Annotated in this window: 11 protein-coding genes; 6 read left to right on the top strand and 5 right to left on the bottom strand. The window is 46.5% G+C overall.

Annotated elements, in window-relative coordinates:
- Positions 1 to 3: 3 nt before the first annotated feature.
- On the bottom strand, positions 4 to 399 hold the full coding sequence (locus ACO0LK_RS14600) for a hypothetical protein (protein ID WP_422976193.1): 396 nt from the start codon (positions 397 to 399) through the stop codon (positions 4 to 6).
- Between the two features lie 448 nt (positions 400 to 847).
- Between ACO0LK_RS14600 and ACO0LK_RS14595 the strand changes: the two genes are divergently transcribed.
- From ACO0LK_RS14595 to ACO0LK_RS14575, 5 genes are all read left to right on the top strand, one after another.
- Entirely contained in the window at positions 848 to 14,377 is a 13,530-nt protein-coding gene (locus ACO0LK_RS14595) for a carbohydrate-binding protein (RefSeq protein ID WP_422976191.1), read from the top strand.
- Between the two features lie 7 nt (positions 14,378 to 14,384).
- A complete protein-coding gene (locus ACO0LK_RS14590) occupies positions 14,385 to 14,846 on the top strand; it encodes a hypothetical protein (RefSeq protein ID WP_422976190.1) in 462 nt (153 codons plus the stop codon).
- Positions 14,847 to 14,861: 15 nt separating this feature from the next.
- On the top strand, positions 14,862 to 15,326 hold the full coding sequence (locus tag ACO0LK_RS14585; RefSeq protein WP_422976188.1) for a hypothetical protein: 465 nt from the start codon (positions 14,862 to 14,864) through the stop codon (positions 15,324 to 15,326).
- Between the two features lie 405 nt (positions 15,327 to 15,731).
- The gene (locus ACO0LK_RS14580) at positions 15,732 to 16,010 is read left to right on the top strand and encodes a hypothetical protein (protein ID WP_422976187.1); all 279 of its coding nucleotides are present in this window, start codon (positions 15,732 to 15,734) and stop codon (positions 16,008 to 16,010) included.
- A 323-nt stretch (positions 16,011 to 16,333) separates the two neighbouring features.
- Positions 16,334 to 16,702: a hypothetical protein gene (locus ACO0LK_RS14575; protein ID WP_422976185.1), complete on the top strand. Its 369-nt coding sequence runs from the start codon at positions 16,334 to 16,336 to the stop codon at positions 16,700 to 16,702.
- Positions 16,703 to 16,789: 87 nt separating this feature from the next.
- Here ACO0LK_RS14575 and ACO0LK_RS14570 read toward each other — a convergent pair whose 3' ends face one another.
- Positions 16,790 to 17,695: a hypothetical protein gene (locus ACO0LK_RS14570; RefSeq protein WP_422976183.1), complete on the bottom strand. Its 906-nt coding sequence runs from the start codon at positions 17,693 to 17,695 to the stop codon at positions 16,790 to 16,792.
- A gap of 314 nt (positions 17,696 to 18,009) precedes the next feature.
- On the opposite strand from ACO0LK_RS14570, the gene ACO0LK_RS14565 reads away from it, so the two are divergent.
- A complete protein-coding gene (locus ACO0LK_RS14565; protein ID WP_422976181.1) occupies positions 18,010 to 18,930 on the top strand; it encodes an ATP-grasp domain-containing protein in 921 nt (306 codons plus the stop codon).
- Between the two features lie 63 nt (positions 18,931 to 18,993).
- Here the strand turns inward: ACO0LK_RS14565 and ACO0LK_RS14560 are convergent, their stop codons facing one another.
- The 3 genes from ACO0LK_RS14560 to ACO0LK_RS14550 all read right to left on the bottom strand — a co-directional run bounded on the left by ACO0LK_RS14560 (position 18,994) and on the right by ACO0LK_RS14550 (position 22,865).
- Positions 18,994 to 19,968 (bottom strand): hypothetical protein, encoded by a 975-nt coding sequence (locus tag ACO0LK_RS14560; protein ID WP_422976179.1) that lies wholly within the window; start codon positions 19,966 to 19,968, stop codon positions 18,994 to 18,996.
- Positions 19,969 to 20,056: 88 nt separating this feature from the next.
- A complete protein-coding gene (locus ACO0LK_RS14555) occupies positions 20,057 to 21,169 on the bottom strand; it encodes a hypothetical protein (RefSeq protein WP_422976177.1) in 1,113 nt (370 codons plus the stop codon).
- Positions 21,150 to 22,865: a PQQ-binding-like beta-propeller repeat protein gene (locus tag ACO0LK_RS14550; RefSeq protein ID WP_422976175.1), complete on the bottom strand. Its 1,716-nt coding sequence runs from the start codon at positions 22,863 to 22,865 to the stop codon at positions 21,150 to 21,152. Before ACO0LK_RS14550 ends, ACO0LK_RS14555 begins: the two co-directional genes overlap by 20 nt.
- Positions 22,866 to 23,136 lie beyond the last annotated feature (271 nt).

Here is a 23,136-nt window from a genome sequence, read left to right as displayed (position 1 = left end):
AATCTACTTGTTTGTTGATGCCAGCAGCAAATCAACTGCCTGATCGATAAGTACTGCTAATTCGGGGTCCGCTTGCATCTGGCTCTGAATATCATCTACCATTCGGAAAAAACGAGGGTCTGCTACGAGGCCTTCACCGAATTCATCCAGAAGCACAGACTCAAGAAAAACCTTGAAAGCTTTGTGCCTTCTTTGAGCGTCTTCTCTTGGGATACTCGATACCCTTGTAACAATCGTCTGACCTAAATCTTTATGTTTAAGTGAGGCATTTTTCTTACCCGAAATTTCTTTTTTTGAATTTCCTGCCGAGGTTGGTGTCGGGCGACTGGTTTTGCGCATCGAGTCAATCTGACTTCGGATTATTGCTGCCAGGTGGTCTGTGCTTTGAATTTGGGTCATATGAAATACTGGCGTTCAAGTCTTGTTTGGTTCAAGTCGTATTGTGGAGCCTAGTTGTTGGAAATGGCAACAAATTTCATAGACCAATGTTTCTTATGGGAAATTAAAGCAGGCGCTGGTTTTCAATCACTTTTGTGAAGTTCATCACCTCTCTGTTTGCTCCCATCAATTTTGACAAACGACCTCAGCAAAAAAAGTAGCTACTGAATGGTGGGCCACTCCTGGATAAGCATTTTTTGCTAAAAATGCATGCATTGACTTTATTAAACGCCTTCCGGCAAGGCTCAACTCCAGTTCTGATCAAGCTTAAGGTTGTGTTTTCTGAAAAGAAATTAAATTAATTAAAAAAACACTAAACAAGTTCTTAAAAGTTGGGATCAATTGTTTTGAAGGGCAAGTGACAAATATGTCATGGCGCACAACCAATAATTTTGAAAGGTTTCTGAGCATGGTCGCGATCGTCAGTGGAAATAGTACAGGTCTTAACCTAACTTCTTCATCTGGTCTTGGGCAGCGGGGCATACTTGGTTCTGCTACGCAGGGGAAAACCGGCGAGCAGAATTTTGTCAATATAGCAACTGGAAATTTGGTGTTGCAGGACAATGATGCTTTTGTTGCCAGTCATGGGACGGACTTGGGTTTGGTTCGTACCTACAATAGCCAAGGCAGTATCACCGACGACAATGCAGATGCTTGGTGGATTAATGGCTATCGTCGGATTGTGAATCAGGTAGGCGTCGTCAATCAGGCTGGTAGTTCGGTGCAAAAAGTTGGAGCTGACAATGCTGTCCAAACCTATACCTATGATGTCTCAAGCAATAAATACCTTCCAACTGCCGGATCAGGGAAGTTTGATTCGCTAGAATATGATGCATCCACGTCTACATGGACCTGGACTGATCCTGCTACGCAAAATAAAGAAGTTTTTGAAGGTTACGGAAATACATCGCGCTTGATAGCTGCTCAAGATGCAAGCGGGAATGTCACTAGCTATTCCTACAACGGTAACTATCTAAGTGCTATTACCAGCTCAAATGGCGATAAAATTGAATTTAGCTACACTGGTAACAATCTCACACAAGAGCGCGTGTCACTGGCAGACGGCAGTATTGCCAGCGCCACCTATTATCGCTATGACAACCAAAATCGACTGATCCAAGTCAAACTTGATCTTAGTCCGAATGATAATTCCATTGAAGATGGAAATATATATGTAACAAACTACTCCTATTTGGGCAATACAAATTTGATTGGTAGTGTCAGTCAAACTGACGGTAGTCAGCAAAGCTTCACTTATGTCACTCTGTCTGGTACTAGTCATATTGCCAGCATAACGGATGCGCTCGGGCGAGTTACCAAGTTCAGCTACGATATTCAGAATAAAACAACGACCGTCACTGATCCATTGGGCAATAGCAATGTCTATACCTATGATGAGCAAAATCGGTTTGTAAAGGTTACTGGCCCCGCTATTAATGGTGTGCAGCAGCAGGTGCAATATAGGTATGATGCTGCTGGAAACATGACGCAGCTCATTGATGCGTCTGGAAATTCCACGCAATATTTGTATGATGGACAGGGCAACTTGCTCGTTCAAACAGATAGCCTTGGTGGCCGGATTGAGAGAACATACGGAGCGCACCACGAAATATTGACTTCAACTGCCTACCGCACCGCAGCAACAAATGGTCAGCCTGCTGCGAATCCAGAAACTTCGCGCATGGTGTATGACGCCAACTTCCGTCCTAGATTTGTGATTAGCGCAGAGGGTGGGGTAACAGAGTATCGTTATGATACGAGTGGTCAACGTATTGCAAGCATCAGTTATCCAGACCAAAAGTACCCTTTAAATGGCCTTGCCAGCGACCAAAGCGTCAGTTTGTCTTCCGTTGAGCAATGGGTTAATGCGCAAAATCTCGAGAAGGCCGTTCGGTCCGATTTTCAATACAATAGTCGCGGTCAATTATCGTCCACGGTCGTCTACAATTTCGTAGATGCAAACGGCAACGGTGTCTCTGACGGGAAAGAGTCCGTTACAACTTATAGCTATGACGCATTAGGAAATTTGCTCTTTAAAGTTGATGCTGACGGTAACCAAACGAGTTTTACCTATGATGCCCTACACAGGGTTTTATCTAGTACAGACGCTGCCGGACGTATCACAGTTAATCACTACGATGATGTTCACAAAGTCATTACTCATACTCAGGCAAATGGCCGAGTGGATACTGCGGTCTATGACGCAGAAGGACAATTGCTCTCGTCCATTCTTGGTGGTGAATCCAAAACCGAATATCGCTATGATGCTCTGGGAAGACTGATCCTGACAATAGATCCCACGGGAACTAAGCAATTCTACGTGTACGATGCTGCTGGCAATCTCCAGGGACAGGTAGATGGTGACGGGAGAGTTGTTGAGTATGTTTATAATTCGCTGGGTCAGCGCATACAGACGGTAGCACATAGTATTGCACTCAATACCGCTCAAATGGCTGATTTGTTGGCCGGAATGAATGTTGGTATTACGCCGACGGCATTGCCAGATACCTCTGCAACGCCGCAACCCAATTGGAATGCCAATACCCTTTACTCCGCAGGCGATCAAGTTCTGTACGCTGGGAAAGCTTATCAGGCACGTTTTAGTACTCAAGGAAATGAACCAGACGATACCTCAATCGCCTGGTTTGAAATCGAACCTCCGGAGGCGCAACGTACGTGGTCGGGCACGCAATACTATGAAGCTGGGGATCAGATTGTTTTTGATGGACAGGTTTTTGTTGCGCGTTGGTCTACCATGGGTGACCAGCCTGGTGTTGATCATGTCTGGGCTCAAGTAAAGCAGGCTGGCAAAGATATTCCATGGTTGGCAGGCGCTGAGTATTCTGCGAATCAAATAGTTAGTTATGATGGTCAGCTTTGGAAGGCTAATTGGAGTACTGTAGGTGACGTGCCAGGTCTGCAGCCTGTTTGGAGTCCGGTTCTGCCAGAAGGGAGCAATCCATCCTGGCTGGCGGGTACCCAGTATCAAGAAAACGATGTCGTTGATTATGCCGGTCAAACTTGGAAGGCCCGCTGGACGACCTTTGGGGATGTGCCTGGTGACTCTCAAGTATGGGGGCAGTCACCTGCTCCCGGCAGTTATAGCCCATGGATGTCAGGTGTCACATACGTAGGGGGAGAGACAGTCAAATTTAACGGACACCTTTGGCTGGCACAATGGTTCACGAAAGGTGAAGCTCCGGGTCTGGAAAGTTCTTATGTTTGGGCCGACCAGGGAGTAGCCCCAGCGGATTTGCCACCTGCTGCACCACCAGTCATTCATGACTTTTTGTCTTTGTTGACCAAGTCGCCGAATGATTTAATCAGTCGCAATTTCTATGATGCTTCTGGTCGTCTATCTAAATCTGTGAGTGCTGCAGGATTGCTTACTGAGTACCAATATGATGCTGTCGGCAACTTGCTCTCAACGACGCAACGCGCAAATAGAGTGGACGCTTCACTGTTGACGCAAACTTCCAGTCTACAAGATGTGGTTGTATCCAGCAACAACCTGGACAGGATCAATCTCAGTTTTTACGATAAAGATAATCGATTGCTCGGGAACATTGATGCAGAAGGCTATGTAACACAGTATCTGTACGATGGCATGGGGCGTCGGGTAGAGCAAGTGCGTTTCGCCAATCGTGTTGGTCAAACTGCAAATGCAGGTAATGATCTGAGTGGCTTGTTGCCACAAATAAGCAATGCTGACCAACACAGCTACACACTGTACGATGCCAAAGGACAGGTCGCTGCCAGTATTGACGCCGAATCTTATCTTACCGAGTTCACATACGACGCAAATGGCAATTTGCTCAAATCCACACGTTACGCCACGAAAGTTACAGGATCTGTGCACCCAGATACGCTGGTGTCTGACATCCGGCCTGTATCTGACGCACAAGACAAAGTGAGCGTACAAGCTTTTGATGCTTTGAATCGTGTCACTACTGCGATCAATTCAGAAGGAACCAAGAAACTCTTTCAATATGATGTGGCCGGCAATCTGGTTAAGGTCACAGAAGCGGCCGATTCCAGCGATATGCGAGCCGGTAACCAACGATTTGATCAGTTTGGCCGCTTGACAGCAAGTTTGTCAGGCTATGGTAGTTCGCTTTTGGCCGCTGCTCAGAGTCAACAAGAGATCGAAGCAATCTGGGCTCAATATGGCACAAGCTACACCTATGATGGTGTAGGGCGCCGGACCAGCGTGACCGACCCTAATGGTAATACAACATTGTTTTACTATGACCGCAGCGGTAATCTGACACACACTATTAATGCCCTTGGTGAAGTCCAGGAACGTCAATTCGATGGATTGAACAGATTGACTGCAACCATCAAATACGGTAGCCGCCTTGCTAATCTAAGCACATTGCACGGTGGTTTGCTTGACGCGGACTTAAGTTCGGCAATATCAGCAATTGCTAACCCACAGGCAGATAGTAAATCAACGATTAACTATGCCAACGATGGAACCGTAGCATCGGTTACCGATGAACTGGGTGCCGTGACCAGCTTCACCTATGATGCTTTTGGTGAAAGTGTAAGCAGTCGTAGTCAGATAGATGCTACACACACCGTTGAGCAAACAGCGCAGTATGATCATCGGGGTTTGCTGGTTGTAAGTGTGGCGGATGCAAATGGGCTCAACTTGCAAAACAGCATTGAGTATGACGCCTTTGGTCGTGCAACTAAAACTGTAGATGCAAGCGGTAATATTCGTGAACAATCTTACGACCGCCTTGGCCGTCAGTTGGTCACTACAGATACATTGAATGCAAAACGTAGCACCAGCTATGATGCGTTTGGTCGCGTGTTGACACAGACAGACGCGACCGGAAACGTCACCACTTATAGTTACAGCAGTACGAACCGCAGCGTCACCGTAACTACGGCAGAAGGCATACAATTTTCCAGCGTACGCAATCGCCTGGGGCAAACGGCAAGCGTCACCGATGCGAATGGCAATGTCACCAGCTATGTCTACGACAAAGATGGCATGCAGGTTTCGACTGTATCGTCAATCACACAAAGCAGCAATGTCTATGACAAAGCGAGTCGCCTGATACAAACCACGGATGCTAACGGTAACACGGTTCGTTACACCTATGATGCTGCCAACCGCTTGCTGACCCGCACGGTAGATGCAAACGGCCTGGCAATCACATCCAGTTATCAATATGATGCAAAGGGCCAGCAAGTCAGTGCTACTGATGCAAACGGTATTGTGACCTTGACCAACTATGATTTAAAAGGTCAGGTTACCAGCCAGGTATTTGATCCTGCTGGAATCAACGCTATTACCCAATACAGCTACGATCAGCGTGGAAAACTGATTACTGTCACGACCCCGAATGGTGTTATCAATCGCTATGTCTACGACAGCCTTGGTCGCCGTATCGAAGAGCAGCGAGATGTTGACGGTCTGAAACTGACCACTACACACTCGTATGACAGCAATAACAACGTACAAAGTACAACGGATGCCAACGGTAACATTACTCGCTATGCCTACGATACGGAAAACAGGTTGGTGTATACCGTAGGCCGTACTGGCGCTGTGCAAAAGAATAGCTATGACGCACAAGGTCGGGTTATACAAACCACCAGTTATGTTACGCCAATCGACCTGAGTAATTTAGATGGTTCAATCTCTATTGCAACGATTGCTGCGAGAATTCACGCAGTGGTGGGCGCGGATGCAGTACAAAATCAGGTCTATGATAAAGACGGCAGATTAAGCTTCAGTGTGGATGGTGTCGGCAGCGTCACCAAATACACATATGACGGTAACGGCAATGTCGTTGATAGCGTTAGCTATGCCAATCGTCTTGACTTGTCACAATGGGTACCCGGCACTGTGCCGAACCTTGTAGCCGATACAGCGCACGACCAGCACACCAGAAATTTTTATGATGTACTCAATCACCTAAGCTACACCATCAGTGGTACTGGTAATGTGAGTGCGTATAAATACGACGGCAATGGAAATGTCATAGATAAAATCAGCTATGCCAATGCCATCAGCATTCCTGCAACACTGAACGAACAAACATTAACTGCTGCCATAGCTGCCGTTGCAGACAGTGCGCGAGACGAGCATACGCGTCTTACTTATGATGCTGCCAATCGTCTGACCTGGAGTGTCAATGGTGTTGGTGCCGTCAGTCATAATATTTACGACAAAAACGGCAATGTAGTTAAACAAATCAGTTACGCTACGCCGGTCTCAGCCAGTGCCAGGGCCGAGACCGTTGTTGCTAGTGCTGCCGATCGTGTCAGCCTGGCAGCATATGACCATGCAAATCGCATGGTGTACCGGGTGGATGCATCAGGTACAGTTGCCAAATCAATTTATGATCGCAACGGCAATGTCGTAGAAAACATTGCATATGCCAGCCAGATTACTCCGCCAGTATCAAATGCGGCTGTCTTGAGTGTTGCTGATATTGACGGGCTGGTTCACAGCGATACGACCAATGACCGGATAACCCGTTGGACTTATGATGGCGCTGGTCGAAAAACATTCACCGTAGACAGTATTGGTGCCGTGAATGAAATTCGTTACGATGCAAATGGTAATGCCATTGGTATGCTCAGCTATGCCAATGCAATCAATACGCAAAACCTCGGTGATGAAGTTACCAGTGCATCTGTCAAGGCCTTATTGCAACCAGACGCTAATAAAGATCAATATATTCAACATGCGTTTGATGCATCAGGACGGTTGATTTATAGCGTTGATAGCCTCGGTTACGTCAAGCAGAGCACATATGATGGCTTGGGCCGCGTTGTCGGCACGACGGTATTTGCCCATGCAATTTCAACTGCAGTCAATAGCGATGTCAGTGCAATATCTTCAGCTCTTATCCCCTCCACGACTGACCAGCACAATACTTTCCAATATGACGCAGCTGGTGAGTTATTGCTCGCCACAGACGCCTTGGGTTATCAAGAAAAATATAGTTATGATGGTGTCGGTAATAAAATAAGTTTCACCAATAAAAATGGCGCAACCTGGACTTACCAGCATAATGCCGTTGGACAGGTCACACAGGAAACATCACCTGTAGTCATCTTGACTACTGCTGGTGTTGATGCTAACGGCAAGTTGCAGGCATCCGCCTCAGTGACGACCAGTGTCATAACCCAAATGAGGTACGACGCTTTAGGAAATCTGACTTCCCGTACGGAAGCTGCGGGGCGGCCTGAAGAAAGGACTACAAGTTATGAATACGACGCATTAGGGCGTCAGGTCAAGACAATCTTCCCCGTAACGACAGTGTATGACGCAAGTGAAAATGTCACTGCGAATGGGCTGAATGGCTTGGCCAGCCGCACAGAAGTTGCGTCGGCTCAATATAGTCAGGTGTTTTACGATACGCTGGGTAATGCAGTTGCTGGTCGTGATGTTGCCGGCAATTTCAGTTACAAGACGTATGATGCAATGGGGCGTTTGCGTTTTGATGTTGATGCAATGGGCTATGTGTCATCTTACGAGCGCAACAGCTTTGGTCAGGCTACTAGCATTACACGATATGCAAGTGCCGTTAATTTCTCTGGCAATGGCAGTAGTGCACCAGACAATACACAGGTTGCTACTGCGCTTGCAGCGAAAAATCATAGCGAAGACCGTACTATCGTCAATCAGTTTGACCGCTTGGGACGGATTGTTCAAGTCACTGAACCTCAAACCTGGGTAAGCAATGGCGGCCAGGGAGTGGTAGCTGCCAAGGTGACACGCAATCAATTTAATGCACTTGGTCAATTAACCCAGACTTCTGTGCTTGCTGACGCCCTCACGAATACCTGGGCAAGCAATTTCTATTATTACGACCTGGATGGCCGTACGACCGCCACAGTCAATGCCCTTGGTTATGTCACCAAACAAGAGTTTGATGCATCAGGTAATGTTACCCGGGTAACAGAGTTTGCCAATGCCGCTGGTAATTGGACGTCGGATCAGGTGGTGTTGCCACAGACCAGTGTCAATGACAGGTCAACGGTCTATGCCTATGATAATTTGAATAGAGCGGTGTCCATGACCCGCCTGAATGTTCAATTCAGTGATGCTACCAATGATATCGCCAATCATACGCGGACCCGTGGTGACGTGACGACCAGTTTTGAATATGATGGGCTGGGCAATAAAACGGCGACCACCGATGCCCTTGGGCGCCATACCTATACCTACTATGATGCGATGAATCGCGTTATTGCGGTCGCGTCTCCCACTTTCAGCTCAACTCTGGATGGTGTGGCGGTGACCCCGTTGACCGAGTTTCGTCGTGACGCAATGGGTAACGTGGCAGTCAAGATTGACTATGCCAATGGCGCGAGTTTCGCAAATGATCATACCTATGGCGCTGCAAATGCAAGTCCGGATGACAGAATAAATCTGGCAAAATATGACAACCACGGAAATGTTATACAAAGTGCCGATGCGAATGGCGTCAATCGATATGCTTCATTTGATGCCCAGAATAATGTGCGCAAACAATGGCAGGCTGTTACTGGCAATGATGGTATTTCCCATACCTTGTTCTCACTATACGAATATGATGCTCTCGGACGTCGTACTGCCACGATTACTCCGGCGACCACGGCACGTATCAATGGACAAAGCCTGAACATACTGACACAGACACAAGCCGGTGTTACCAGGAACGAGAACCAATACAATGCTTTTGGCGACGTCATTGCGCAAGGTACTGACGGTGTGCTCCACACCTATTTTGAATATGATAATGCCGGGAATTTGTGGCGCACCAATAGTGGCGACGGCATTGACAAAGTGATGGTTTATAACCTCCAGGGGGTAAGAACCGAAGTCATCAGCGCTGGTGGTGCAGTCAATGGTGTCAATGTCACCGGCAATCCGCTGCGTAATGTTGCAAATGCGCAGCAGGCCGAACAGTTATCGGCAGTACGAAAAACCATCACCCAGGTTGATTTACTGGGGCGCACCACGACCATCGTGATGCCAGATCGCAATGGCATTCGTCCTGTCATTCATCAAACATTTGATCGTTGGAACAACGTACTGACACGTAGCAACTTGAACGGCCCTAACAGCTACAGCATCTACCAATATAATGACAGCAATCAGCTCATTTATCAGCAAGATCCAGATCTCAGTGGCGGACATAGCGAGAACAGTCCTACAGTAGAAACCTACTATGACCGACTTGGACGCCAGATTGCAGTCAGGGATGCGCTTGGCAATGTTAATAGCCAGACTTGGAATGAAGCAGGAGATCTGGAAAGAGAATTCCATGCCGATGGCGGCATCGTCAGCTATTATCAGAATACCTTTGGTGAAAAAACTGCCGTGCGCGATGCTAACGGCAAGCTGACGACGTTTAAGATGGATCATCTTGGTCAAGTGCTTGAGACAAGTACTGACCTGGTAGGCAAATACAGTGCAAATGCCAGCAATGTACTCAGTGGCAACGTCCAGCATTTGATTACCAGTGCCACCTATGATCAGGCTGGCAATGTATTGTCGAAAACTGACGGAAATGGCGATACGTCTCGGTTTACCTATGATTTACGAGGCAATCTATTGACCGCCTATAAGCCAATGGGCCAGGTTCAGCAGGCAGCATATGATGTCAATGGCAGACAAATAGCCTACGTAGATGCCAACAATAGTTTTTCATCCTGGACCTATGATAATTTTGGTCTGTTGCTTAGCCGTCGGGATATAGGCGGTGCTAACTATAGCTATACCTACGATGCCGCACGTCAGCTTATTGCAGAGCGCAACACTCGTGGCCAGAGTATTGATTACAGTTATGACGGTGCCGGGCAGCGTATCCAGAGCCGCGACAATGCGCTCAATAAAATAACAGTCATCACCTATAACATTGCTGGCCAACACGTGCGCGAGCAAACTGTCCAGGCAGGCAAAATTTATCAAGATAACTGGCTGGCTTATGATGCACAAGGCCAACTGGCGCGTGTGGACAGTCCCAACAACGGTTTGACCGTGTTGATGGACTACGACAAGAACGGCAACATCATTCACCAGCAAGAAATACAACAAGCCCACGGTGATTTCGTCACCCTGCAGCAATTGACTATTGACGGCCAGTTGACAACCTTCACGCAAGATGTATCGGCCGCACAGGCGCATGTGCAGAGTAGCTGGTACGCCTATGACAATATGCAAAGGCAAACGCTGGTAGATGGAGCACTCAATGGCAACGCTGACGACTATCGTAATATTAACAATGAACAGGGCCATGTAGTTAACTACGACAAAAACGGGAATCGCATCAGTGACACCAGTTGGGGCAATGTCCTGGTGGCCCAGGTTGATAACGGCGTGACTAATTTTGTCATGCACGAAGGTTTCATCACCCAGTATTTCCACTACGACGCTGCAAATCGCCTGGAACGCGTGTCGACAGCAGCATTTGACCGCAACTGGAATACCTTGCCAGAGTCATTCGCCATCGTCACTGACCAACGTTATTATGATGGAGCTGGCCGGTTGGTGGAAAGCGGTCTTGGTGACCAGACACCAGTCCAATATCGTCAAGCCCTGCTTCAACATCCCGAACTGGCAAGTAGCAATATAACCACCATTCGACGCTATGACGCTAACGGCAGATTGCTGGTCGAGCGCGTCAATGCCGCCGACGGCAGCATGCGCTACCAGACCGACTACACAGATGGCTACGATGCGGAAGGGCACGCATTAAGCTATGTCACAACAGACTCCAAAGGAAATGTCACCCGGGTCAACATTGTTGAAAGCAAACTGGATGGCTATAAGCAGCAAAGCATCAGCACCACTGTCACCCACCCCAACGGCAGTATTGAAGTCAGTCGCACTATTTATACCTACGATGCCAACGGCTATCTGGTCAGAATGGACATTACAGATGCCAAAGGAGTCACGACAGCCAGGAGCTTTGTCAACGATATCGATGGACACATATTGCAAAGTCGTGACCAGGACAAGCTTCTCAATCGCCTGACCACAGATGGCCATGTGCTTTCTACGTGGGATGGCATCGCAAGTACCACGCCACAAACACTGGTGGAGCGTATTCAGGCCACACAAGATTTGATCAATCAGCAAATTTTGGCGAACCAGGCAAACCAGTCACAAGTACCAGGTCTTGAGCATGCATGGTTCTTGCCAGCCAATGTGTCACTGCAAAATGGATCTGCGACACAAAATCCGGCTCCACCAGCAACAGGTGGTCAGAATGTGCCCCCGGTTCCAACGACCACCACAAATCCGGCAAGCCTGAGCCAGATAATTGGTGCCAGCAATGATGCCGCCATTGAGCAGGTGGTCACAGAAAATGCTGCAATCGCCGCAAATGTTGCTAACGGGCCAAATGCCACCAACGCGACTACTCCAAATGCGCCCACCCCAAATGATCCGTCAAAAACCACTGCCACAGCCGAAGCAGCCAAAGGTGACGGCCCGCGCGTCAGCAATTTTGACGAGTCCGGCAATGCGATAGTCGCGGTAAAACAAGGTGATACATTGCAAAGCCTGGCTTTAGCTGCATATGGCGATGCCAAGCTGTGGTATTTGATTGCAGATGCCAATGGCATTTCAGGTAATGCCAATTTGATGGAAATCGGTAGCCTCAAGATACCTACCAGGGATGGCGGTACCGTATTCCACTCTATGAATGATGATGTACAAGGCATAGCAGAATCCGACTTCTGGACCATGATCCCAGGTAAACCGGGCGGTGGTGGCGGTGGTTGTGGTGGCATAGGCAAGATACTCATGGTTGTCGTGGCTGTCGTAGTGACCGTCTACACTGCTGGTGCATTGAGTGGTGCTTTGGCCTCTGGCTTCTCCAGTACCATGGCTGCAGGTGCAACAGCATTATCTAGTGGATCTTTAGGTATTGTCGGTGGTGCTGTCGCCGGTGCCGCTGGTAGTTTTGCCAGCCAGACCGTCGGCATTGCGATTGGTGAGCAAAATGGTTATAACCTCAAAGGTATTGCACTGGCGGCTGTTGGTGGCGGTGTCAGTGCTGGATTGGCCGGCACAGGTGGAACTGGTCTGGCTGCCACGGTCGGCCGGGCAGCGGCGGGCAATGTCATTACCCAGGGCGTGGCCGTTGCAACTGGCTTGCAAGACAAATTTGACTTCAAGTCGGTAATTACCTCCGCCGTGTCAGCGGGGGTAAGCTCAATAGTTACAGATAACGTCAAAGACGTCTTTGGTGATAGTGTTGTCGGCAAGTTGGCGACAGGCACCGTTGCTGGCACAGCGGCAAGCGTGGTATCTAGCGTCATCAACGGAAAACCAATCGACATCGCCCAGTCAGCAGTCGACGCCTTTGGCAACGCCGCTGGCGGCCTGGTACAAGACCATTATCAAGGGTCAGGGACAACCATAACGACCGATGTTCAAAACACTGATAACGAGTCTAGTACCAACACCAGTACCAGTACCGGTGGCAATGCGACCAGCGACAACACCAATACCAGTTCTGTTACGGTGAATGATACAGACATCGACACCTATAGCGGTGCCAGTGTGGATGATGTCCTGAGCAATTTGCCAGATATCAGTGTGGCCAGCAGTGAAAGTAATGTTGCCACGACCAAAGATGACCTGATGCGCTCAGAAAAAGCGTCCTACAAGGCTGGCAGCTTTGATGGCCGCGATGTCACCAAATCAGGTGACACATTGACCGCCTTGTTCAAACGCAATTATGGCTATACACCAAGTGCAGATGAACTGATCCAATATGCCAATTACAACAACCTCAGTAGTGCCCATGACCTGTCTATCAATCGCGTTATTGAGAGCCCCGGTCTGGATGTACTCAAGCAGGTTGGGATGACAGATCAGCAAAAGAGCAATTACCTGGCAAGAGATGCGCAATATCAAACACTTTTTGCAACAAGGGCAGAAGAGGCGCGCCAGTCCCGCACCATGAGCCAGGAAGAAGCTGGTGACCTGTACATGAGAATGGGCGGTCGGAATTCAGAAGCAATCGGGCCGATTACCTACCATACTGGCGGAGGGAATAGCGCTCCGGCGATGGAGTCGCGCCCAATCTACGATGCGATGGGTAATTATTCAGGAACTGAATGGGTTCCAGTAGATAACACCCCCGTGCGTGATCCGGTTGGTGAAGCTATTGTGCGCGTGTCCAAGGCAGCCTGGAACGATCCGGTGGAAGCGGGTAAGGGAGTCACGAAGAGTATATTGAATATAGGTCCTGGCCTTGTTAACCTGCCTATCATGGCAACCAAACTGGCTGCCGAAGGATACCTTGCTATTGGCAACCAATTTGGACTGGTATCGAATGACACCTATCAAACCTTCCGCGATTCCCAACCATGGCAATTGCATACTTGGTCCGCGAGCAATGATGCCCAACGCTTCGGTCTGTATGGGACTGATGCTGCAATGGTTGTTGCAGGAGGAGTCAGCGCCTGGAGTAATGCTGGTAAAATAAGTGCGGTGCGTGATGCCGAGCAATTGGCGTCGTATACGGCGACAAATACGGAACAAGTCCTTGTGTACCGCGGTACAAATAGAGTCTTGGAGAACCGTGTCTTTGATGAAACGGGGCACGTCCTTAGTGATGCTGGCCAGCAAGCATATATGGAAACTGGTAGTTTAAAAGGTGCTTATTCATCTTCAAAGGAAACGCACCAAAATTGGGTTAACATTTGGGGAACTGAAGATCAATACGTTCAAGCTCATGGTGCTTTCGGTACAGAGCTAAAACAATCATTTGGGTTGGATAAAACGCTCATTTCAGTTACGACTGATCCAGCTCAAGCTGCTTATTTCAGTCGAGGCGGCACTATTTTCAGCGGGTATGTCCCAAAATCACTTCTGCTCGAACAAACATTGCCGGGTGCAGGAGAGAGTGAGTATTTGTTGAAACACGGTACCAATCTCCTGAAGCCACATAACCCACCGGGTAGATGAGGTTGCTATGAGTAATTTGAAAGATGAATCTCGTGAGTTGATGATTGATGAGCAGTTGGTTTTTGTTCCAAGCATGGATGAATGGGGTGATATTATAGAAAAAGAGACCTATCGAGGAGTGGCGGTTTTCAGTCCAAATACTAAGAATCTGATTCTAGAGTTGGTCTCTTTTGTCTCGAAATACTCGAATGAATTTTGTCTCGGCTTGTACCGGCCAAAAGGGCTAAAGGCTTGGTTGCCAGTTCCATTGTTTAATTTGAAAGAAGAATGGCAGCGTGTTCAGATTGAGCAAATTGATTGTGTAAAATGTAACTGGAAGGGTAAAATTGCTAACCCATCGGAGCCAACTTTATATTTTGGAACTTCTAATGAATTGGCCGCTACCCAAAGGGCAGCAATGCTCTCTCGTTGCAACTGCCCGAAGTGTGGGGCACCATTGGCTCGACATGCAGTATGGACCGAAGATTGATTTGAGAAATCGATAATGAATAATTTTCCTGTACCGAGTTGGCGACCGAACATCGTCTCGACATTTGATTGGACAATGAAACGTCTTTGCGACTACTTACCTGGAAAACATTTCACTTTGTTTGAGAATGGAAGTTGCGTAGTGTGGCAAGGTGCTGCGAGTCTCAGTGATGAGGAATGCAGAGATATATTGCTGACGGTTGTAACTAATCACCCAGACTTCAAAGTTAGACGACACAGCAGCGGCGATTACCTTGTTACCTTCAAAGGGGGAATTGGAGGTTTGATGTCTGGAGAAATTCTTAGGAATAATTTGGAGTTATTTCGCAAAGATGCTCTTACTAAAGGAAAGCTTCCATCCGAAATATTGCGTTCGGAAGATAACATGGATGTCGATGAATTGGAGTTGATTGCTGGACTCTATGTAAGAGCCCAACTTTATCGTGATGTTGAGAACTCTGTAATTGTCGCCAGAGTTTAAAAGTAGATAAGAGGTATTCGAAAAAATATTAGGGGCAAAAAATTCTCGTTTCATACGAGGAATTCAAAGAATTAGCATTTGTTGCTGCTGAGAATATAGGCGGCTGCTTACACGACAAAAAAAGTACGAGTAAACCACGTTTATGTACTTTGGTTTCCCTGTATGCTTCCCCTTCCCAGAAAAAGAGCTTTGGTGGGTCTTCTTAGTGATGATTCTGTTGCTTGCCTCTCTCTGAAAAATATGAAAATAATTTGCGATACCTGCGGAACATATTCTGAAGACGATAAGATATGCTCGAATTGCGGCGCTAAAATTTTTACGGATGAAGAAATAGCCGTGTTGCCTATTCGTGATAGTTAGGGCTGGGCGATTTTCAGTTTAGGTGCTTTAAACTTTGAATTAAGAGTGGATGCATTAAATTTTATGCGTGAGCAATGGACTACGCTTGAAAGTTTGACGGTATTGCGCCTTTTTAATTCACAGCTTGGACAATTTCGTAGAGATGCAACAGAAATAAAGGTCATTATTAGAGAGGATTTTTTCTCATCTTTATGGCAAGAGCTTTCAATTAAATTTGACGGACTTACAGCAGAATTTAATCCTGAATTTCTTTTTGAAACTGCTGACGAAGTCAATGAGTTGTTGAGCAAAGAACAGGTGAAATCGCAGTTTGGTAGCAATTGAGAACGATGTGGTATCTGGCTCAGCTAATTTCGTGGGAAATCAAGATCATTTCCTCAAAATGCTTCTCAATGCATTCAGATTGGGTTGTGAAAATAACTTCGAAACTCGTAATGTGGGATCTGCGTAAACGGCTTGATCGGGCCGAAGATGAAATGATTAATTATCCATTCGGTTTGGACGCATATGCGCGCCCACATAGCAGTTCAAATTTTTCGTCGGAGGAAAATAAGTATTCCTCCTTGACTGGAACGTGGGACAGGCAAACGGAGACGTGAGGTAATAGATAGCGTGAAGAGACTTAGGTAGTTTTGCCAATCAGAGGTATGAATTCTTCAGAGATTTTCGTTTGCGAAAAATGCGGTGGACTGATCGAAGTCCGGCGTGAAGGCAGCACTCAAGGACTATTTTGTACTAAATGTGATTGGTCGCTTGTGACAACTTACTTGCCTGAAATTTTGCGTGATGAAACCACGTACGAGGTAAGTGTCACATTAGGCTATTACAAGAATGATCAACATATCAAAACAGTCGCTGAATTGGCCGGTGTGAATTTTCTTAAAGCCCGAAAATTATTTCAGGCACACACTAACTTTGTTGTTTTTACAGGCAAAGCATCACAGGCAACTTTGGTGAAGGATGCTTTACAGCTAGCGGGCCTGTCATATGAAATTAAGCCGCCGTTCCCCTGGTAGTAAAAACAGAATGCAGACTTGACTGGTTTGATACCAGGAAGCATTTGCCGGGAAAGCTGGCACATGCTTGCATCTTGTTGACACCATTTACTTACGTGCTTCAGGTCCCAGGTTAAAACTATACTGATTCGCGTTTGGAAATATCCAGACAAAATAAGGTATGCTGCGGTCCATCGCCGGGCCATAGTTTTCTATATTGACCTTGGCGATCAGCTTGCCATTCGCTTCCTGCAAGATGTCGCCAGAGGTGAAGCCGGCAAATCCTATTGTGCTGGCTTTTAAAACAGGTGACTGCACGCTAGCAAGTTGGTATGTGCGTTGATTGCCACTGAAGTCGCGCTTCATTTCTTCATGCAACTCTCGATAGGCTTTTTGGAGTTCGCTTCGGTAAGAGGCCAGAGCCTCTGGGGCAATGGTGCCACTCAAATATGCAGCCGGAATATTGTTAGGCAAAGCGTAAATATAATGCCCAGTCCATGGCTTGCCGGACGCTTGCAATTTATTGCCTGCCGTCAGTTTTAAACCTGCCAGACTGAAAACTTCTTTTTTTTCGTCATCGCTATATAGAATGATATATGGGCTGACGCTCATTTCGTCTTTACCGGCGCTGTTACTTTCTACAGGATTGTTCGCCCACACTGCTGCCAATTCCTGGGCAGGTTTTAATTGCAGAAGTTCGGATGCCTGTGCCGATTTGGCTAATTCAGCATTTTTTGACTCAATATTGGCGCTGTTCATCGCTACACCCAGAGGGCCAAAAAGTAAGCCTGCAACCAGACTTCCGCCTTTGGTTTGTACTATGTAGATACCATCCTTACCTATGGGATTGGCACGCGGGTTGATTTCATTGACGGCTGGCACTGACGCGACGACGCGTATCGGTTTGCCGCTCAAATCACTTGGCGGCGCTGCCACTTTCAGGCTTTGCAGGTTACCGCATGCTGAGGCGAAAATGGCTAGTGAGCTGACCAAGACTGTTCGTAAGCTTTGCATATTTATCCCTTCAGGTTATTGTAAGAAGCTTATATTCTCAACGATTTTTTCGTGTTTTAAAAGTAGCAATTCCTGGAATTTACTAAAACCAGTCATGCACAATATGTGGTGCAATTTCTGCTTCTTTCCTTTTTTCTTTTTTAAGAAAATGCTTTTTGAGGCGGACGAAAATTTCCTGGATTCAGGCTGAGTAAAACAAGCAGTGCTGGTATGATTGACGCTATGGAAATGACATTCAAAACGCCTGCTCTTTGACCAGTGAATGGCATTGAGATTGCTTGAAAGACCAATTCTAAATTCAGATGGAGTAAACAATGATCGTCATGATCGTGCAATTCACCAAGGGCTTTTATCACAATCAAATCAAGAAGGCAGTTGAGGCATTGGGGGAGGAATGCCGTCTTATATCCTGGATTGATTTTGATGCGAAAATTATCGATACGCTTTCACCACAGCGAGATATCATTTTTATGCGAACGGGCACTTTGCGTGCCGTAAATATTGCGAGAAATTTTGAACGCAGAGGATTCAAGGTTCTCAATGATTCTCGTTATATCAATATCAGTGGCCAAAAATTGTTGGGCAATATCTATGCTGGTTCCAATAAAATCCCTGTGCCTGAGTTATCAGTTGCATTTAAAAAGGGAAATAACGCTGCCTTGCAAGGCTATTTAAAAGCATATGGTCCCTTGGTCGCCAAGCCGATTTACTCTCGCGATATGGGGAGGTTCGTTTTCAGGATAAGCGAAGAAACTCTTGAACACGATTTGGAAATGATCGCCAGCATTCCTGGGCAAGAAGTCTTGCTGCAGAACGAAATTAAGTTTAAAAAAATAGTAAGGACTATCGTCCTGGGGAGGAAGATGCTGGTCGAAGCGACGACTTACGACACCAAACATGCACCTGACTGGAAGGCGACAGTTTGCATGAATCCCAATGCCAAACGATATCTGGATGTTCCAGGCAAACTGATAGAGTTGGCTCAATGGACCAATATCTCATTTGGTGGTGATATTGCTTATATCGATTTTTTTGAAAAAGAAGATGGCTCTTATATCCTTAGCGAGATAAATCACTCTTGTGGTTTGCAACACCATGAAACTATTACTGGTATCAAAATTCATGAGCACATCGCGCAATATTTGCTTGAGCGATACCAACAAAATTTCCCGACGCTAAAGCTTGATCTGGCCGCGGGCCAACAAATCAAGCTCGTCATTTCCAATGCCGCCTGATCTGGTGGCCAAGGCTTCAATCATGTTCGTTGATCTGTTACATTTAAGTCGGCCTGTGGATAGTCAGATCACTATGCTACCTGCCATTACTGGATAGACATAAGGATGGACTGCAGGGTTGCAGTTCATTTCAAGCAGCCATACCTGATTGTCCTTGTCAACGATCGCATCAACCGTAAACAAAGTGTTGGTTCGTATGGCTTGTGGGATTGCTGCCTGCAGACGTATGCCGGTATCTTCAATGACGGTTAATATTTCTTTTGGTGGCGTCGACTGGATATCAATAATTTTCCTTTCGTTTGGGTGCATTATGTCTGAACCGTAGCGAAATTCGACCATTTGTGTCTTACCTTTTTTTAGTACAGTTTTGGCGTTAACTTTGAAATAGGTGAGCAAGGTTTCGCTATTCTTTAAAAGTTTGTTCTTTTCAGCTACGGATAACCATTTTACCTGGCTGCCACGCCGAATAATTAATTCTCCAATTGTTGCAACGCCGTCACCTACCACTGTGGGCATGCTATCTCTTTCCATGCAGACGGCTTGCCCATTCCAGTACCAGATTTTTAGCAAATCACCTTCTATGAATTTTTCAAAATATTCGCCATTTTCCAAATGCAGTTGGCGTTCAGTGGCAGAATGAAATGGGCCAAGAATTTGCGCACCAAAAGAAGAGTTCAGGCGTTTAATCAGTACATGTTCTAACGATGATTGTTGTGTAACCGCATACTCAGGCACTGGTAGATTAACTGTGCTTGCAAAGCGTTTGAACTCTAGCTTGTTAGATGCGATGGGCCAATGTTTGTTTTTATATGGCAGCCATCCAGCAAACATGTTGATGTCTGTACTGATGTTGCTGGTGTATTGGCGAGTTCCATTGATTGTGGCAAGAAATTTTGGATAAAGTATCCAGTTATTATTTGCTTTCCGGATAAATAACTCGAATGTATCGAAATTTAAGATGGCTTCAGCTTCGCTGGTGCGAATCGCTTCTCTCATCAGCATATAGTGGTGCAAGAGGTTATTTTTTGATGCTTTCACTCAGTTTATTTCCAGTTTGATGACATCAGCGTTTTTACGCTGCTGGTTCGCGGTAGTATCCGAAAAACAATCTCTACGCAACCGGCTGTTAATCATTTTTTAGCAGTGTAATTTCGATGGAGAGTTTTTGTATATTTCTCATGGTTTTTATGCTATTGATGCGTGCTTCAATACGATCCTTCACCATTTCTGTCTGAATCAGTGTTTTTTCAAAATTTTGTGCCTGAACCACAAGCATTTTTGCAGTGTCTGTAACCGTTAAATTATGTACTTTGGCATAATTTTCCAGTAAAGAAAAATCTTCATTGTCGTTTTCGCGATTCGACATTAAATATTTCTTCGCCAGATCTGTCTTATGGCGAGCCAGTACTTCATTGGCAAGAAATTGGGCTCCATTAGAACGCCTTTTTTTATTCAAAACTTCTGCCAGTTGTGTTTTTAGTCGTGCAATCTCATGCGCCTTGTGAATTTTTTGCAGGGGGGTATCCCAATCTTCGGGAGCGAAGGTTGTCGCCGGGAACTTGAAGCGTGTGGATAAATCGGGATATACATCAGAGATCAAAATTTCTCTGATTGAAATTAGTTCTGCTTCTGTCTTTGCCGTTTTAATTGAATGTCTCCACTTTTCCCTAATTTGTTCAGTTACTGTCAAGACTTGCTCGGTCTCATTTGCCTTGCTTTTTATTAATTCTGCAGCTTGATGGATACTGATATCGCGCGCCAATGCGACGCCTTTTAAAAGTTCAAGTGCAGATTCAGCGTTAGGGTCGTCGATAAATGCATTGGCTTCCGTTAATTTTTGTGTACGCAATAAACTGCCCATTGTTGTTTGCGGAGCGTAGTTTTTTCGCACTAGATTGATTTTTTCTTTTAGCAGAGCGAGCAGGGCGTTTCGATTGCTCTCCATTAGACGTTCGTGCAGGGGTTTTGCAATTTTATCCCCTGCATGCTTGAAAACGTGACCGTTAAATCTCCAGCTCCAACAGTTGGCGAGTGTCATGCCCGCAGGAAGGGAACCCCGATACTGGGTAACGAAATACCAGTTTCCCTCCATGCAGGGCTGGTAATTTACATCGTCAGTGAAATAGACGACACGATTAGATTTTACCTGGCTTACCAGTATCCATAAATTTTTTCCGTCAGTGACTTTATTGTTCTCTGATGCTGTCGTCAATTCTGTTTCAGTCGTGTGATTGATCATAATAAGAATGTATCTTGAAGGCCTTCAGTCCAGATGCGTTACTGGCAAGCGCCATAAATGGCTGGTCATTGATGTATCCAACTGCAGGCGGTTGTTGGTAGTGTCCACCGGCATAAGATTCCCATAATTTTATTTTTTTTCTGGAGTCAATGACTGCTATCGCTCCATTTTCTGACAAAACTATAAAATGTTGACCGAACGGTACGGGGGCTGTGACGCCTTTGGCCCGCAGTTTTGATATCCAGCACAATTCACCGTTTGTCGTGTTGAATGCGCTCAGGTGGTATTGGCCATCGAGAACGTACACAAATTCTTCATCGGTATGTAAAAATTGATGCCTGTTTGGGGCACCATGCCGGCGTGACCATTTTTCGTCACCTGTTACGAGGTCGTAGCTTTGCAAATAACCGGTTTCGGAGGCGACAAATACTGATGTCGAGTTTATCCCTGGCTTGCCTCTAACCATGCCTCTGGTTTTCTTTTGCCATTTGATTTCGCCATTGTTTGCGTCAACGCATGTCAAGGTCTTATCATTGCATGTCGCCATCACTAGATTGTGAAGGGCAGAATAAACAGGGCTGGCCGGGGGCCAGTATTTATGTGTGTGTTGCCAAAGCAGTTGACCGTTACGCCAATCAAGAGCAATTAAATGCCCAAATGCAGCGCCATAGTTTTCTTGTTCAGTATTAACGAAGATTCTTTGATTAGCCAGATCCACTTCCGGGGTGGCATGTACGTGCGAGTCCTGGCGCCAGCGCCAGACCACATCGCCAGTTTTGCAGTCAAGCCGCGTGACCGTACCGTCATAGCAGCCAAAGCTAATGCTGTTATCTGCAAATTGAAGGCGCTGTACTATTCCTTTCAATGGCGTCCCCAGGCTTTGGTATTGCCAATCGGTCTCTCCTGTTTCACCATCAAATCGCCAAATTCTGGAATGATCATCACCAACAAAGACTGCATTGTCGGCTATCACCGGTGAGCACTTCAGTGGGTGATCGGTATGACCATTAAGATTAAATCTCCACCATTGTGGTTTATCTATGAAGTCTGGATATTCACCTTTCATTAAAGGTGGGGCAGCATCATGACAATCGCGTGAAAGACCTATGTCATGTCGTTTGAAGAGCGAAACAACCGGGTATCTACCTAATGATATTTGTCTTGATCCTAATGGCTCCCAAAGATCATAAAAGATGGCAACGGCACAAATTTGCAATTTCCGACCATCTGCTCGCAGGGCTTCTTCAACCAATGCAATCGCCGAGCCTTTACCCAGAAAATCGTCAATGATAATCGCACGTGCGTTTTCCCTGAATTTTGCGCCTTCAACCCAGCGTCTGCGGTTATGTTCTTTACGTTTATCTCTCACCATCATGATTGAAAGATTCTCACCATCTTTCAATGCCGCCGCCGCGATACCGTAAAGCAGAGGGGTTGCTCCCAAGCCAGGTCCGACCAAAACTTCCGGCTTATATGGCTTGATGAGTTTCCACATAAGGATGCCGGCATTTTCTACATTGTCAGCTTGCGTCAGCATTTCCCGAAAATCATACGTCAAGCTATTCCCAAGCAAGATCGCTTTGAGGTGTATCTCTTCGCTTAAATTTCTCCAGACAGGGTCATTTTTTAATGTTGAAATTAAAGTGGAATGTCGGTCAATGTGCTCTTGTTCTGCTGTGTTTTTGTTGGCGCTCATTCCTTGCTCATGGTTGATTTTGAAAAAAAACGAATCCCGACGCATTGAAAATTGACTATGCTTTCTTCAATGCGTCGAAAAAACGACATTTGGTTAATTTGTCTTAGGGCATGGTCTAGCCGCCATCGCCGCCATCACCTCCACCGCCATCACCGCCGCCGCCGCCGTCACCCCCACCGCCATCACCTCCACCGCCATCACCGCCGCCGTCACCCCCACCGCCATCACCTCCACCGCCATCACCTTCACCTTCGCCTTCGCCTTCACCTTC

The organism is Undibacterium sp. Ji49W (genome assembly GCF_049340205.1).
In the GTDB taxonomy this organism is placed as follows: Bacteria; Pseudomonadota; Gammaproteobacteria; order Burkholderiales; family Burkholderiaceae_D; genus Undibacterium.
This window is presented reverse-complemented; position numbering and strand designations above follow the sequence as displayed.